The organism is Sphaerotilus sp. (genome assembly GCF_013299175.1).
In the GTDB taxonomy this organism is placed as follows: domain Bacteria; phylum Pseudomonadota; class Gammaproteobacteria; order Burkholderiales; family Burkholderiaceae_C; genus Sphaerotilus.
Genome location: NZ_JAAFKF010000094.1, coordinates 1 through 14,613, shown reverse-complemented (window position 1 = coordinate 14,613; position 14,613 = coordinate 1). Strand labels below are relative to the sequence as shown.

15 protein-coding genes are annotated in these 14,613 nt (G+C 68.4%); 6 read left to right on the top strand and 9 right to left on the bottom strand.

Translation table 11 applies throughout. The features are described from left to right. Positions 1-177: 177 nt before the first annotated feature. The 5 genes from QZW52_RS15035 to QZW52_RS15015 form a co-directional block, all read right to left on the bottom strand. On the bottom strand, positions 178-600 hold the full coding sequence (locus QZW52_RS15035; RefSeq protein WP_294000296.1) for a VOC family protein: 423 nt from the start codon (positions 598-600) through the stop codon (positions 178-180). Then, a complete protein-coding gene (locus QZW52_RS15030; protein ID WP_294000295.1) occupies positions 597-1,103 on the bottom strand; it encodes a GDP-mannose mannosyl hydrolase in 507 nt (168 codons plus the stop codon). The genes QZW52_RS15035 and QZW52_RS15030 overlap by 4 nt, the downstream gene beginning before the upstream one ends. Positions 1,104-1,185: 82 nt before the next feature. Continuing rightward, positions 1,186-3,387 (bottom strand): malate synthase G, encoded by a 2,202-nt coding sequence (locus tag QZW52_RS15025; protein WP_294000294.1) that lies wholly within the window; start codon positions 3,385-3,387, stop codon positions 1,186-1,188. A gap of 32 nt (positions 3,388-3,419) precedes the next feature. Then, positions 3,420-4,112 carry a haloacid dehalogenase type II gene (locus QZW52_RS15020; RefSeq protein ID WP_294000293.1) on the bottom strand — a complete coding sequence of 231 codons (693 nt, stop codon included), beginning with the start codon at positions 4,110-4,112 and terminating at the stop codon, positions 3,420-3,422. Between the two features lie 173 nt (positions 4,113-4,285). After that, positions 4,286-4,957 carry a PEP-CTERM sorting domain-containing protein gene (locus QZW52_RS15015; protein WP_294000292.1) on the bottom strand — a complete coding sequence of 224 codons (672 nt, stop codon included), beginning with the start codon at positions 4,955-4,957 and terminating at the stop codon, positions 4,286-4,288. Positions 4,958-5,157: 200 nt separating this feature from the next. On the opposite strand from QZW52_RS15015, the gene QZW52_RS15010 reads away from it, so the two are divergent. Both QZW52_RS15010 and ypfJ read left to right on the top strand, forming a co-directional pair. After that, entirely contained in the window at positions 5,158-6,066 is a 909-nt protein-coding gene (locus QZW52_RS15010; RefSeq protein WP_294000290.1) for a LysR family transcriptional regulator, read from the top strand. A gap of 113 nt (positions 6,067-6,179) precedes the next feature. Further along, positions 6,180-7,088: a KPN_02809 family neutral zinc metallopeptidase gene (ypfJ, locus tag QZW52_RS15005; protein ID WP_294000289.1), complete on the top strand. Its 909-nt coding sequence runs from the start codon at positions 6,180-6,182 to the stop codon at positions 7,086-7,088. A gap of 16 nt (positions 7,089-7,104) precedes the next feature. Here the strand turns inward: ypfJ and QZW52_RS15000 are convergent, their stop codons facing one another. Genes QZW52_RS15000 through QZW52_RS14985 form a run of 4 tightly spaced genes read right to left on the bottom strand, consistent with a single transcriptional unit; the run spans position 7,105 to position 11,885 of the window. Beyond that, the gene (locus tag QZW52_RS15000) at positions 7,105-8,106 is read right to left on the bottom strand and encodes an AEC family transporter (protein ID WP_294000288.1); all 1,002 of its coding nucleotides are present in this window, start codon (positions 8,104-8,106) and stop codon (positions 7,105-7,107) included. Beyond that, complete coding sequence (locus tag QZW52_RS14995) at positions 8,064-9,068, bottom strand: response regulator transcription factor (protein ID WP_294000287.1); 1,005 nt, start codon at positions 9,066-9,068, stop codon at positions 8,064-8,066. The genes QZW52_RS15000 and QZW52_RS14995 overlap by 43 nt, the downstream gene beginning before the upstream one ends. Next, on the bottom strand, positions 9,043-10,704 hold the full coding sequence (locus tag QZW52_RS14990; RefSeq protein ID WP_294000285.1) for a sensor histidine kinase: 1,662 nt from the start codon (positions 10,702-10,704) through the stop codon (positions 9,043-9,045). The genes QZW52_RS14995 and QZW52_RS14990 overlap by 26 nt, the downstream gene beginning before the upstream one ends. Continuing rightward, on the bottom strand, positions 10,701-11,885 hold the full coding sequence (locus QZW52_RS14985; RefSeq protein ID WP_294000283.1) for a TAXI family TRAP transporter solute-binding subunit: 1,185 nt from the start codon (positions 11,883-11,885) through the stop codon (positions 10,701-10,703). The genes QZW52_RS14990 and QZW52_RS14985 overlap by 4 nt, the downstream gene beginning before the upstream one ends. Before the next feature lie 157 nt (positions 11,886-12,042). On the opposite strand from QZW52_RS14985, the gene QZW52_RS14980 reads away from it, so the two are divergent. From QZW52_RS14980 to QZW52_RS14965, 4 genes are all read left to right on the top strand, one after another. After that, positions 12,043-12,543 carry a hypothetical protein gene (locus QZW52_RS14980; protein ID WP_294000281.1) on the top strand — a complete coding sequence of 167 codons (501 nt, stop codon included), beginning with the start codon at positions 12,043-12,045 and terminating at the stop codon, positions 12,541-12,543. A gap of 110 nt (positions 12,544-12,653) precedes the next feature. Next, positions 12,654-13,421: a hypothetical protein gene (locus tag QZW52_RS14975; protein ID WP_294000280.1), complete on the top strand. Its 768-nt coding sequence runs from the start codon at positions 12,654-12,656 to the stop codon at positions 13,419-13,421. Then, positions 13,418-13,591, top strand: a complete 174-nt coding sequence (locus QZW52_RS14970) for a hypothetical protein (protein ID WP_294000278.1) — start codon at positions 13,418-13,420, stop codon at positions 13,589-13,591. Before QZW52_RS14975 ends, QZW52_RS14970 begins: the two co-directional genes overlap by 4 nt. A 32-nt stretch (positions 13,592-13,623) precedes the next feature. Next, positions 13,624-14,562: a TAXI family TRAP transporter solute-binding subunit gene (locus tag QZW52_RS14965; RefSeq protein WP_294000276.1), complete on the top strand. Its 939-nt coding sequence runs from the start codon at positions 13,624-13,626 to the stop codon at positions 14,560-14,562. Positions 14,563-14,613 lie beyond the last annotated feature (51 nt).

The window sequence follows — 14,613 nt, the reverse complement described above, 5'->3', positions numbered from 1 at the left end:
CTCCCGCCCGCCGTCATGGCGCCGACATAGGCCGCGCTGTGCAGCGTCAGCGCCAGCCCGAGACCGGCGGTGTCGAGACCGGTCTGGCGCATCAGCGTGGGGATCGCTCCCGCGAACAGCCCAAGGCCGAAGGCGAACGCGAAGAACACGCCTGTGAGAACCTTCCGCGGCGACAGATCAGTCATCCGGCAGCAGGTGCGGGTTCCAGACGACTTCCCACAGGTGCCCGTCCGGATCCTGGAAGTAGCCGCCGTAGCCGCCCCAGAAGGTGTCCTGCGCCGGCTTGACGATCACCGCGCCGGCAGCGGCGGCCTTGGCCATCACCGCATCGGCCTCCTCGCGCGAACGCACGTTGTGGCCCAGGGACAGCTCGGTGGCGCTCGGCGGCTGCAGCGGCAGGCCGGTGTCGTGGGCCAGACTGCGGCGCGGCCACAGCGCCAGCTTCAGGCCGGGCTGCAGGTCGATGAAGACCACCGCGCCGTGTTCGAACTCGGTGCCGAAGATGCCGGGTGTCGCGAAGCCCAGGCCGTCGCGGTAGAAACGCAGTGCGCGGTCGAGGTCATCGACCGCCAGCGTGAGGACAGTGAGGCGGGGTTTCATGGTGTGCGGGTGCTCCGGATGCCGTCGTCGAAGTAGGCGCGGGTATTGACGTGGACCGCCTCGCTGGCGAGCAGCGCGTCCACCGGCCACCACTGCAGCGCGCTGTGCTGGTTGTCGAGCGAGCGCACCGAGTCCTCGCCGACGGTCACCTCGTAGGCGAGCACGACGTAGTGCGTCGTCACGTCCTCGGTGCCGGAGAAGTTGTCGGGGTAGAGGTGCTCGAACACGCCGAGCGGCCGGGCGGCGGCGACCTCGTCGGGATGGAAGCCGAGTTCGGCGGCAGCAACACGGCGCAGCGCGTCGGCCACGCGCTCGTCCTTGAGGATGCGCCCGCCGGGGACGAACCAGGTGCCCTGCGCCGGGCGGTTCTGGCGCAGGCCCAGCAGCACCTCGCCGCGCGCGTTGCGGCAGACGAGGTCGATCGACACCAGCGGGGTGTGGCGGACGACGCTCAGCAGGGTGTCGTGGGGGAGGTAGTGGCGGTGGCGGGGGGTTTCGGGCATGGCGGGGAGTATGCCGAGATCGAAACAGAAACGGCGCCCCACAGGGCGCCGTCGTCACAAGCTCAGGTCGTCAGGCGTGGCCTCAAGCCGCCGCCTTCACCTTCAACCGCCAAGCATGCAACAGCGGCTCCGTGTAGCCACTCGGCTGCGTCTGCCCCTGGAACACCAGATCCAGCGCCGCCTGATACGCCGCGCCGTCGTGGTTCGCCGCCAGCGACTTGTAGAGCGCATCCCCCGCGTTCTGCCCGTCCACGACCACCGCCATGCGCGCAAACGCCTCGCGCACCTGCTGCTCCGTCACCACGCCGTGCAGCAGCCAATTGCAGAGGTGCTGGCTCGAAATCCGCAGCGTCGCCCGGTCCTCCATCAGCCCCACGCCGTTGATGTCCGGCACCTTCGAGCAGCCCACGCCCTGGTCGATCCAGCGCACGACGTAGCCGAGGATGCCCTGCACGTTGTTGTCGATTTCCTGCTGGCGCTCGGTGGCGCTCCACGTCACGTCGGCGGCGACCGGCACCGTCAGCAGGTCGTTCAACAGCTTGTCCGTGAGCGCCGGGTTGGTGGCGTCGCCGCTGGCTTCGATCTGCTGCTGGACGGCCGAGACGCTGATCTGGTGGTAGTGCAGCGCGTGCAGCGTGGCAGCGGTCGGGCTGGGCACCCACGCCGTGTTGGCGCCGGCCTTCGGGTGGCCGACCTTCTGCTCCAGCATCGCGGCCATCAGGTCCGGCATCGCCCACATGCCCTTGCCGATCTGTGCGCGACCACGCAGCCCGCAGGACAGGCCGATCAGCACGTTGCGGCGCTCGTAGGCGGCGATCCAGGCACTGGACTTGATGTCGCCCTTGCGCAGCATCGGGCCGGCGTGCATGGCGGTGTGCATCTCGTCGCCGGTGCGGTCGAGGAAGCCGGTGTTGATGAAGGCCACGCGCGACGAGGCGGCGGCGATGCACGCCTTCAGGTTCACGCTGGTGCGGCGCTCCTCGTCCATGATGCCGAGCTTGACGGTGCTGTCGGGCAGGCCGAGCAGTTGCTCGACGCGGCCGAACAGCTCGCCCGCAAACGCCACTTCGGCAGGGCCGTGCATCTTCGGCTTGACGATGTAGACCGAGCCGGCGCGGCTGTTCTTCAGGCCATTGGCGCCGTGGCGCTGCAGGTCGTGCAGGGCGATGGTGGTCGTCACCACGGCGTCCAGGATGCCTTCGGGGATCTCGCGGCCCTCGGCGCCCCAGAGGATGGCCGGGTTGGTCATCAGGTGGCCGACATTGCGCACGAACATCAGCGAGCGGCCGTGCAGCACGACCTCGCCGCCGTTCGGGCCGGTGTAGACACGGTCGGCGTTCAGGCGGCGGGTGAAGGTCTTGCCGCCCTTGGCGACCTCCTCGGTCAGCGTGCCGAGCTGGATGCCGAGCCAGTTGCGGTAGGCCAGCACCTTGTCTTCGGCGTCCACCGCGGTGACCGAGTCTTCCAGGTCGAGGATGGTGGACAGCGCGGACTCGACCACCACGTCGGACACGCCGGCGGCATCGGTCTTGCCGGTGGCGGTCGTGCGGTTGATGAGGATGTCGATGTGCATCCCGTTGTTCACCAGCAGCACCGAGGTCGGCGCCGCGGCGTCGCCCTGGTAGCCGACGAACTGGGCGGGGTTGTTCAGCGCAGCCGTGGCACCGCTCTTCAGCGACACGGCGAGCTGGCCGCGTTCAACGCGGTAGCCGGTGGCGTCCTTGTGGGTGGCGCCGGCCAGCGAGGTGGCCTGGTCGAGGAAGTTGCGGGCGAACTCGATCACGCGGGCACCGCGCACCGGGTTGTAGCCGCCGGCCTTCTCGGCGCCGTTGGCTTCGGCGATGGCGTCGGTGCCATACAGCGCGTCGTACAGCGAACCCCAGCGCGCGTTGGCGGCGTTCAGGGCGTAGCGGGCGTTCAGGATCGGCACCACCAGTTGCGGGCCGGCCTGCAGCGCGAGTTCGGCGTCCACGTTGGCGGTGGTGGTCTGCACGGTCTCGGGCACCGGGACGAGGTAGCCGATCTGCGTCAGGAAGGCTTGGTAGGCGGCCATGTCGGCGATCGGGCCGGGGTTCGCCTTGTGCCAGGCGTCCATGTCCAACTGGATGCGGTCGCGCTCGGCGAGCAGCGCGGCGTTCTTCGGCGCGAGGTCGCTGACGATGGCGCCAAAGCCGGCCCAGAACGTCGCCGAAGCAACGCCGGTGTTCGGCAGCACTTCATCCTCGATGAAGCGGAACAGCTCGGTGGCCACTTGCAGGCCGTGGATGGTGGTGCGTGCGGTCATGGTGGGAACCTCGGGATCAGGATGACAAGAACTCAGGAAGGAAAGAAATCCAGGACATCGCGCAGGCTGCTGCCCACGCGGGTCGGCTCGGTGCCGAGTGTTTCGAGCGGCGCACCGGCCCGGTTGACCCACAGCGTCGTGTAGCCGAACCAGGTGGCGCCGAGCGCGTCCCAGCCGTTGCTGGAGACGAACAGGATCTGTTTCGCGGGCAGGGCGAGCGTCGTCGAACCGAGGGCGTAGGCGCGGGGATCGGTCTTGAAGACGCGCACCGGCTCGACGCTGATCACATGGTCGAGCAGCGGGCCGAGGCCGGCGCTGCGCACCGCGATGCCGAGCATGTCGGGGTCACCGTTGCTGAGGATGCCGGTCGGGATGCCGCGACCCCTGAGTGCCTCCAGGACTTCGCGCACCTCGGGGAAGGCGCTCAGGTGGCGGTACTGGTTCATCAGCCGGTCCTCGGACCCGGGCGTCAGCGCCAGTTGCAGCCGCGCGCCGGCGTGGCGCAGGGCAGCGCGGGTGATGTCCCAGAACGGCCGGTAGCGGCTGCCGTCGGGCGCGCTCATGGTGATGAGGCGCGTGTAGTCGATCTGCTTTTCGCGCCACAGCAGCGACAGCGCCTCGCCCCGGCCAGGGAAGAGCTGCTCGGCCGTCAGCGCGACGCTGTAGACATCGAACAGCGTGCCATAGGCGTCGAAGAGCACAGCATGGGGAAAGAGCTTGTCCATGCCGTGAATCTATTCCAGACTTCACATGCCATTGTGTGCATGGAAATCGAATGATTCAGAACATTGATCCGCGTAATCAAGGGTGCGATCCTCCAGGGGATCCACCATGGAAAAGGCCCGGTGCAGTGGAGAGCCTCCACCACACCGGGCCAGCAAGAGTCCGTCAGACGGGCTTAGGCAGCCTTGCGCTGACGACGCGCCACGCCACCCAGCACGCCCAGACCCGCCAGCATCATGGCCAGCGACTCGGGTTCCGGCACGGCCGAGACGGCGGACGGGCCGGTCAGGCTGACCTTGTCCAGGAACACGGTGCCGTCGGTCTGTGCGCCCACGCCGGTGAAGGACAGCAGTTGGCTGCCGGCGGCTGCGGTGAACGTGAAGCTGTTGAGCGACCAGCCTTGGCCCGCATTGACGCCGAAGGTGCCGATGGTCGTGCCGCCGAAGTTGACCTGGTAGGTCTGGCCGCCGTCGCCGGTGCGGCCAGCGTCATACCAGCTCAGGGTGTAGGAGCCGCCGCCGCCGTTGACCATCTGGGACAACGAGCTTTGGCCCAGTGCCGGGTGGGTTTGCACGCCAGCGAGCTGGCTGCCGAAGCTGGCATCAAAACCAGCCTGCATGCCCGGATTGCTCCACACGCCGGAGTCCTTGGCGATCACGGTCGGCGTGCTGCCGGTCCAGCCCGGAATCGAGCCGCAGCCAGCACCGAAGCCTTCGTAGCAGTAGCCGCCTGCGCCCAGGTTGACAGCGCTTTCGAAGCTGCCGTTGGTCAGCAGCTCCGTGCTGTGCGCAGCGTGGCTGAACAGGCTGAACGCGGCCATAGCGGCAAGGGCGGTGAATTTTTTCATGACAGTTCCTCTGGGTTTGGTGCAGAACCTCAAGAAAGGGTTCTGCCGGTTGATTTGAGAAAATCATAGGGGGACATCCGCGCCGGCAATACCCCATGCCTAAGGGGTTTTCATGGAATAGCGCAAAAATACCGGCGGTATTATTTGACACCTGATATCTATACGGCAGTCAAAATATCCCCCCTTACCCCCCTTATTCGATGGATAAGCTCAAGCAAATCGAGTCATTTATCGCGATTGTCCAGCGTGGAAGCCTCACGGCAGCCGCCCTGAATGAGGGGGTGGCCCCCGCGATGATGGGCCGGCGCATGGACGCGCTGGAGAAGCGCCTGGGCGTGAAGCTGCTCGTGCGCACGACCCGCAAGCTCACGCTGACGCACGAGGGCAGCGCCTTCCTCGAAGACTGCAGCCGCGTGCTGGCCGACCTCGCCAGCGCGGAGGCCAGTGTCAGCGCCGGCGGCGTGAAGGCGAGCGGCCATGTGCGGATCACCGCGCCGGGCGGCTTCGGGCGGCGGCACGTGGCGCCGCTGCTGCCGCGGTTCCTCGCGCTGCACCCGGAGGTGTCGCTGTCGCTGAACCTGTCCGACCGCATCATCGACATGGTGAACGAGGGCTACGACTGCGCCGTCCGTGTGGGCGACATGCCCGACTCCAGCCTGATCTCCGTGCGGCTGGCCGACAACCGCCGTCGCTGTGTCGCCGCCCCCGCCTACCTCGCCCGCGCCGGCACGCCGCAGCAGCCGCTCGATCTCCTGCGCCACGAATGCCTGACGCTGAGTTCCGAAGCCAGCCAGTCGCGTGGCTGGGCCTTCCTGATCGACGGCGTGGTGCAGTACCTGCGGCCACCGGGCCGGCTGGATTGCTCGGATGGCCAGGTGCTGCACACCTGGTGCCTGGAGGGGCTGGGCATCGCGTGGCGCAGCACCTGGGAGGTCGAGGGCGACCTGCGCGCCGGCCGCCTCGTCAGCGTGCTGGATGAACACGCCGCACCGCCCAACGGCATTTACGCCGTGCTGCCGCATGTGAGGCACCTGCCGCTGCGGGTGCGGCTGTGGGTGGATTTTCTCAAACACAGCTACAGCGCGCCCGGCTACTGGAGCGCCGGCTGACCCGCACGCGGTACCGCGGGTTGTCGCGGCTGGCATGATCGCGGCATCGGCGGTAACAATTCACGCCGAACACAGCCCCAGACACAGGCACGAGCACAGACGAGGAGCACTCCATGCGGATGGACGAACAGCGCGAGAGCGACCAGGTGGAAGACCGCCGTGGTCAGGGCGGTTTTGGTGGCGGTGGTGGCGGCGGCGGCGGCCTGGGCGGGCGCCGTGGTGTCGGGCTGGGCACCGTCGCGCTGGCGGTCGTCGCGGGCTGGGTGTTCGGCATCAACCCGATGACCATCATCAGCGTGCTGGGCGGCATGGACAGCGGCGGCGGGCCGGCCGTCGTGCAGCAGCAACCCGCTCCCGGCAACCGCCCTGCGCCGCAGCAGGACGAGAGCACCCGCTTCATCTCCAAGGTGCTGGCCTCGACCGAGGACGCCTGGGACGGCGTGTTCCGCCAGGCCAATGCGCAGTACCAGAAGCCGAAGCTCGTGCTCTACCGCGGCGCGACCCGCACGGCCTGCGGCACGGGCGAGGCGGCGATGGGGCCGTTCTACTGCCCCGGCGACTCGAAGGTCTACCTCGATCTCGACTTCTTTGACACGATGCGCCGCCAGCTCGGCGCGCCGGGCGACTTCGCGCAGGCGTATGTCGTCGCGCACGAGGTCGGCCACCACGTCCAGCACCTGATGGGCATCACCGACAAGATCGACGCCATGCGCGAGCGGGTCAGCGAAGCCCAGGCGAACGCCCTGTCGGTGCGGCTGGAGCTGCAGGCCGACTGCTTCGCCGGCGTCTGGGCGCACAACGCCGAGCAGGCGAAGGGCTTCCTCGAAAACGGCGACCTGGAGGAGGCGATGAACGCCGCCTCGCAGATCGGCGACGACACGCTGCAGCGCAACGCCGGCGCCCGTGTGCGGCCGGAAAGCTTCACGCACGGCACCAGCCAGCAGCGCATGGGGTGGTTCAAGCGCGGGTTCCAGAGCGGCCAGATCGCCCAGTGCGACACCTTCCAGGCGCGCAACCTCTGAGGCAACGGCCGGTGGTTCAGCCCGGCGACGCCCCGAAGCGCCACGCCACCACCGCGAAGCTGCCAAACGCCAGCACGGTCGAGGCCAGGATGATCCGGGCGATGCGGCCGTTGTCGGCGCCGTAGCGTTCGGCCAGGAGCGAGACGTTGCTGGCGCTCGGCAGCGCAGCGGCCAGCACCAGCACCATCAACTGGAAGTCGCTCAAACCCAGCCTCGCAGCCTGCGCCGTGGACGCTGCCGCCCACACCAGCAGCGGATGCACCACCAGCTTGATGAGCGCCACCGGCAGGTAACGCGCCGCGGGCATCGGCGCTCCGGGCCGGCCTTGCGCATCCAGCCCGGAGCGCCACAGCACCGCCCCGATCGTGAACAGCGCGACCGGGCTGGCGGCATCGGCGAGCATGGCCACGACCTTCGCCAGCGGCCCCGGCAGCGCCAGCCCCGTCACCGACGCCAGCGCACCCAGCCCGATGGACCACGGCAGCGGGTTGGTCAGCGCCGCCCGCAGCGAGCGCCCGATCGCCGCCCGCGCGGCCGCCGCATCGCCTGCGTGGCTGGCCTTGGGGTCACCGTGGTGAAGCTGCGCGAGGGCAATGCACAGCGAGCTGGTGACGAACAGGTCGGCCAGCACGGTCGTGATCGTCGGCCCCGCAGCGGCCGGCCCGACCAGCGCCACCAGCAGCGGCACCCCCATGAAGCCCGTGTTCGGGAACGCCGCCACCAGCGCGCCGAACGCCGCGTCCCGCAGATTGCCCGCCGCCCGGAGCGTCGTCACCACCGTGAGCGCCACCACCACCAGCGCGCACAGCAGGTACACGCCCAGGACCACCGGATCGAGCAGCTCGCGCACCGGCAGGTTGGCGCCGAAGCGAAACAGCATGCACGGCAATGCGAAGTACAGGACAAAGGCGTTCATGCCCGGCACGGCAGCCAGCGGCAGCGCCCCCCGCCGGGCAGCGAGGTAGCCGACCAGAATCAGGGCGAAGAAGGGGATGGTGACGGCAAAGATGGGCTGCATGGGGGGAAGTATCCCAGCGAGTTCATCCACTTGCGCACTTGGCTCACCCGGCTCACCTGCTTGTCTTCATCGGCCTGCACCAGCATCAACGCCCGGTCGAGGTGGCCGTCGACGGTAATCAAGTAGCGGCGCTCGCGGTCAGCTTCGTCGAACCAGCCATGGGCGCGGGCGATCTTGGCGTGGCTGTGTTTGGCGATGGCCGCCATCAGCACATCCCGCGCCAGGGGGTCGAGCAAGCCGAGGCGGTGGTCCAGCTCCTGCTCGGCCAGTGCGACCAGCGACGTGACCTCATGGCGATGCAGCAGCGGAAAGAGGGTCTCGCCCAGCACCATGGTCGAGCGGCTTTCACCCAGCAGCTTCTGCAGCCCACTCGCGCGCTGCAACTCCACGACACCTTCATTCTTGCTCAGCAGCAGGGCTATCGTTTTGTTGGGCGTGTTGTCCAGCACGAGGCCGATCACCTCGCGTTCGGCCTGTGTCATCACGTCCAGCACGATCTGCAGCAACCTCCGCTCCTCCTCGGCCGCCTGGCGCAGCGCCGGCTCGCGGGCGAGGAACAAGCGGATCTTGTCCTTGAGCTGGTGCAGCGGGTCTTGCTTGGCGTACATCCAGACATCGTGCAGGCTCCGAAGCCCCGCCTGGGTCAGCGCCAGCTCCCGGTTGTTGCCATGCGGCCCGCTCAGGAAAATCACCGGCATCGGGCACCGCCGCGCCAGCAGTTGCCGGAAGATCTGCAGGCCGTCCATCGACCCCGGCGGCTCGAAGTCGATGTCCAGCGTCACCACCCCGCGCCGCTGCCACAGCGGCTCGGCCAGGAATGCCTCGCCGCTGGGATACCCGCGCGCCGCGAACCCCTCGGCGTCCAAGCTGTAGAGCAGGCTGCCCCGGTACTCGTCATCGTCATCGACGACATGCACCATCGGGACCGGAGGTGGTTCATGCGGGGGGTGGGACATCGACATGGGAAGGCTCTTCGACAGGGGGGATCGGATTCAGCGGCAGGATGAGGACGAACGTGGCGCCGCAGGGGAAGTTGTCCTGCACCTCCAGGCTGCCGCCCATCTCCACGGCCCACAGGCGGCAGGCGAACAGCCCCCAGCCGTGCCCGCCCTTGCGGGTGGAATGGCCGTGGATGAACACATCCTCGCGCAAGGCAGATGGCACGCCGGGGCCATGGTCGCGCACCCGGAGATGGACCTTCCCGGCCTTGTCGTCGAGGTAGGACTCGATGCCGATGCGGCGGTTGAGGACAGCGGTCTTCTCCATCGCCGAGATGGCGTTGTCCAGCAGGTTGATGAGCACGTCGCACAGCATCCCCCGCTCCACCAGGATCAGCGGCAGTGCCTTGGACACCCCGTTGGGGTCGATCTCCACGTTGTGCTGGGCGGCGTGGTGGTGGACCTGTGCCGTCGCATCCTCGACGGCCTGGCGCAGCGAGGTCGGCTCCTTGGTGATCTTGTTGCGCAGCAGGTCCTGGTATGACTTGGCGATCGCGTCCATGCGCTGCACGGCCCCCTCGACATGCTGCACGCCTTTGGCGAGCATGTCGTAGCGGCCGGTCTTGAGGTGCAGGGCGAGTCCGTCGATGGCGGTGCGGTAGGTACCTATGCAGCCAGAAATATGGTGCAGCAGATTGCCCGAGTGCATCCCCATCGAGTGGATCGGGCGGGCATCGCGCCACTGCGCATCGAGGGCGTCGCTGCGCTCCTGGGCCGCGACTTCGCGGGAGACATCGACGCAGGTGAAGAGCCAGTCCTCGCGGCTGTGCAACTGGTGGGCGCTGAGCTGCGCGGTCCAGAGCGTGCCGTCCGGGCGCACATAGGTTTCACGGTAGCGGTCCACACCGGCATGGGCGGCGAGGATCTTGCGCAGGTCGTCGTCGAGCCGCGCCACCTGGTCGCGCGGCCAGAACGGGTACGGCGGCGCCCGCCCGCCCGCCGAATCGCCGATCAGTTCCTGCTCGGACCAGCCGGAAATCTTGCAGAACTCCCGGTTGACATGGTGGATTCGGCCATCGGGGTGGATGACGCACAGGCCGACCTGGATCGACGCCTCGATGTCCTTGCGCAGCGCCGCCTCGGCCTGCCGCTCGCGGGCTTCGGCTTGCAGGGTGTGCAGGTGGTGGCGCTGCGTGCGGCCCAGCCAGCGCAGGGTGGCCAGCACCGCCCCGACCAGCCCGAGCGCCAGCACCGACAGCCACCACGGCGAGCGGGTGGCGGGCACCGCTGACGCCGCCACCGCAGGCGCCCGCTTCTCCAGCACCAGTACATGCTCAGGCGCGACAGGGTAGAACCGCGTGGAAGAGGACTGCACCACACCCAGCGGAGACATCACCCGCTCGCCGTTGTCGGTCCTCAGCAGCGCAGCCTGGAACTCGGCAGCCTGATCGCCAAGGCAGGCTTTCATCTGCAGACCCAGTGTGCTGTCATCGTTGACGCGCTCGACAGGCGTGCGCCTTTTCCACTCGGCAATGAACGTGCGGGCACAGGCGTCGGTGCTGTCACGCGGTGGATCCGTCGCCGCGCAGACCGACAGTGGCACCGCGACCACCCCCGCCAGAACCGAACACCACGCCCATGCCCTGCGGGCCGCCCTCATGCCGGGCACTCGACGGGTTTCCAGCCGCGCACCGTGTGCCGTGGATCGACCTCCAGCCATTTTTGCTGGTAGTCCGGTGGGCGCAGCGTGGGCAGTTTTGCCTTCACCAGATCGGCCAGTTGCTTGATCTGCCGGCAGCGGAGCTTCTCGTAGGGCGTGCGCCGGAGCGAAAAATCGACCGCCATCAGCATCGCCTGCACCGACAGCGTCTGTACCGGGGCCTGGAGCCAGGGGTAGTCGCTGTGGTCGATGCGCGCGACTTCATAGCCCACGACGTGGGGCGGCATGTCGAGCGGCATCAGGTGAACACCGTCCAGCAGCCCGGCCGCACCACGGCGAAGTTCCTGCAGATTGACCAGGCTCTGCACGGGCTTGCCTTGCACGAACACCACCGCATCGGCACGACCCAGGAGCACGCTGCACATCGCCTCGACCAAGGGCTGAGAGCCATCCAGGCTGGCGGGCTGGACCTGCGCAGTCCTCAGCAGGTTCTGGGCGGTGTAGCGACTGCCTTGCGATCCAGCGGGCGTCAACACGTGCCGGCCCGCCAGATCCGCCAGATGGAGCAACTGACGGCGCGCCAGCACATGGATCTCTTCGGGATACAGCGGCAGCACCAGCCGCAGCAACTCGGCCTGCTTGCGCTCCTCGCCATTGGTGGAGTGGCGCATCCAGTCCAGCAAATCCGACTGCACGAAACCAATCCCCGCGTTTTCCGTGGAGACGAGCTTGCGGAAGTTGTCCTCGCTGCCCAGGGTCTCGCGGTTGACCAGCGTCAACTGGTGTGGACCCGCCAGCTTGACGAGGTCATCGGCCAACTTGTAGTAGAGGCCAGTGGAGATGCCGCTGACCAGCCCGATCTTCCCGTCGGGGATCGGCTGGTTGGCCGATGGCTTCGAGGAGGGATTGGTGGCTGCGTTTAACTTGGCAATGCATTCCGGGTACGAGAGCTGGCCCTGCGGCACGCCCGACTCCTGCGCCCTCGGTGACTGCACGGCCGGCCACAGCGCCACCCCGCACACCAGCACCCCACCCAGCACCAGCCCGCCCCGCACGCGGCGGTCCGTGCCCCAGCCATCGGTCAGCCATGGCAACACCGCCCCGATCAGCAGCGCCCCCAGCCCGACGATCAGCACCGGCCACTCCACGCCCGACCATGTCTCCAGCACGCGGCTACCCATCCTCTCGGCATTTGTGAAATTTTCTGCATTCTAGGGAGAACCACGCCCGGCCGACCCCCGCACCGGCGCAGGGGTCGCCCCATATGGAACGAGAACGCCCTCGCAGGCATTCTGGATTCCAGGGCGCAACCCCGCGTCCAGCCACCCGGAGCCGACGATGCCGACCGCCACAGTCCAGCCCGCGGAACAACAACAGATGTTCACGCACCAGCGTTCATGGACCACCAGCCAGCTCCTCTGGAGCCTGAGCGTGACGGCGATCTTCACGCCGCCCATGCTGCTGGCTTACGTCGTCCGTGGCGTTGAACTGCCCTTGCTGGTGGTGGCCGGGCTGCTCGTGGTGCTGCTGGTCTTTGGTGGCCTGTGGAACCGGGATGTCACGGGCGCGTGGCGGATTCAGGTGACGCAGGAGGAGGTCACATGGGAAACACCCCACAACCTCGATGGCAACCAAAGTTTCAAGGTCAAGCCCTCCGACATCGAGGTGATCGTGTCCGAACCCACCGGTGAACACCACGGAAGTTCGCCCCGGCAATACGGCATCGTGATGGCCAATGGCGACCATCACCGCCTGCACCCGTCACTGTCCGGCATTGACCTCGAAGGGTTTTGCAACGCGCTCCAGAAACTGGGCGTCACCCATTGCAAGCACCCGTAGCCGCCACCCGTCGCCACCCTGCAGGGGTCGCCCCATATGGAACGAGGACACCACTGCAGGCATCCTGAATTCAACGCAGCAACACCGCACCCACCACCCCGGAGCCGACCATGCCGACCAGTGCGCCCCTCGAACTCAAGCCCCTGCCGCCGCTGCAGGCCCTGCTGAGCAGCATCGACACCCAGCGCGTCACCCGGCTGGCCCGCCCGATCACCTGGGCCCTCGGCCTCGGCACGGCACTGGTCGTCGCCCCGACGATCTTCCTGGTGGTGCAGGGCATGGCCGGGCTGATGGTGGCCGGCACGCTCGGGCTGGCCGGCGTGCAGCTCGCACCGGTCGTGGCGCTGAAGCTGGCGAACTGGCGGCTGCGGCTGCTGCAGGGCGAGGCGCGCGGCAACCCGCTGCCGACGCTGGAGAACATGCTCATCGACCGCCGCACCGCGCTCACGCAGGCCAGCATCCAGCTTCAAGGGGCCATCGCCCAGATCGACGCCTTCGTCGAACAGGCCCAGGACTTCGCCCGCACCCACCCGGACGCCGCCGCCCGCTGGCTGGAGCGGGCACAGCGGGCCGGCCAACTGCGCGAGCAGAAGAAGCGCGCCCTGCGCACCGCCGCGGAATCGGTGGCGGCCTTCGAGCAGGAAGTGGACCGCGCCCGCACCGAGTGGTCGCTGGTCGAGGCCGAACGCGCCCTGAGCCACTCGCTGGGCGCCACCCGCGGCGACCCGATGGCGCAACTGCTGGAGCGCACGGCGCTGGACAGCGTGCGGCTGCAGATGAACCGCGCCTTCGCCAGCCTGGAAACCGAGCTGGTGCTCGACCTCAACGCCACCGCCAGCACACCGGCATCGACACCCCCACCAGGAGCACGGCCATGAAGTTCCGCATCGTCACCACGCTGTTGCTGCTGGCCGTGCTGGCCGCCCTCGAACTGTGGAGCGCACCGTCCGGTGATGCCAACGCCAACGCCACATCGGCCCCCTCGACCCCCAGCCAGACCTCCACCCCGTCGAGCGGCAGTTCGCTCGGCGGCGTGCGGATCTTCTGACGCTGACACCAAGCCCTTGCCTGGAGCACACCATGACGACATCCCCATCCCTTGCCCTCGCACTGACGCTGACACTGACCACGACGCTCGCCGCGGCGCAGGGACCGACACCGATCCCCATCTCCACCGGCCTGCCGCAGGGCACCTACGCCGTGATGTTCAAGGACTTGGCGGGCGTCTGCGGCGCGGCGGCCGGGCTGTCGCTGGTGGAGAAGCCTGCGTCCGGCGCTGACGAATCCCTCGACCGGCTGCTGCGCAATGAGGTCTCGGCCGCCTTCCTGCAGACCGACGTGCTGCACGCCCGGCGCACCACCGAAGACCTCGGCGGCGTGAAGGCCCTGGTGGCGCTGCACCCGGAGCCGATTCACCTGCTGGCGCTGACGGCGCCGCTGGTCGAGGGTGGCGTGCTCGGTCTTGGCGGGCGGGACGTGCAGTTCAACACCCTGGGCGATCTGGCCAAGCGCCGGGTCGGGGTCTGGGGTGGCGCGGTGGTGACGGCACGGCTGGTCCAGCTCCAGGCCGAAGTGGATTACCGCGTGACCGAATTCAACGGCCCGGAGGACGCGATGCAGGCGCTGCGGGCACGGCGCATCGACGCGGTGCTGGCGGTGGGCGGGGCACCGCTGGCATGGATGCGCGGGCTGGACCGGAGCGTGAAGCTGCTGTCGATTCCGGAGCCGTGGGCGGGCAAGCTGCGCCACGTCTACCGCCCCGCCAAGCTGAGCTACAGCCACCTCGGGGCGCAGGGCGTGGCGACGGTGGCGACCGAGGCGGTGCTGGCGGTGCGCGACGTGCGTTCGGCGGCGGCGGCGGGGCCGCTGTTGAAGCTGCGCACCTGCCTGCAGCAGCAACTCGACCCGCTGCGCGACACCGTCGGCCACCACAGCGCGTGGAGCCAGGTCGAAGCGGGCAGCGTGCCGCATTGGCCGGTGTTCGAGCGGGGCGGTGCGGGGGCGTCTGCGCAGCGGTGAGCGGCCCCTTGACATCCTCCCCGCCCTAAAGGACGGGGATTCCTCCTGCGA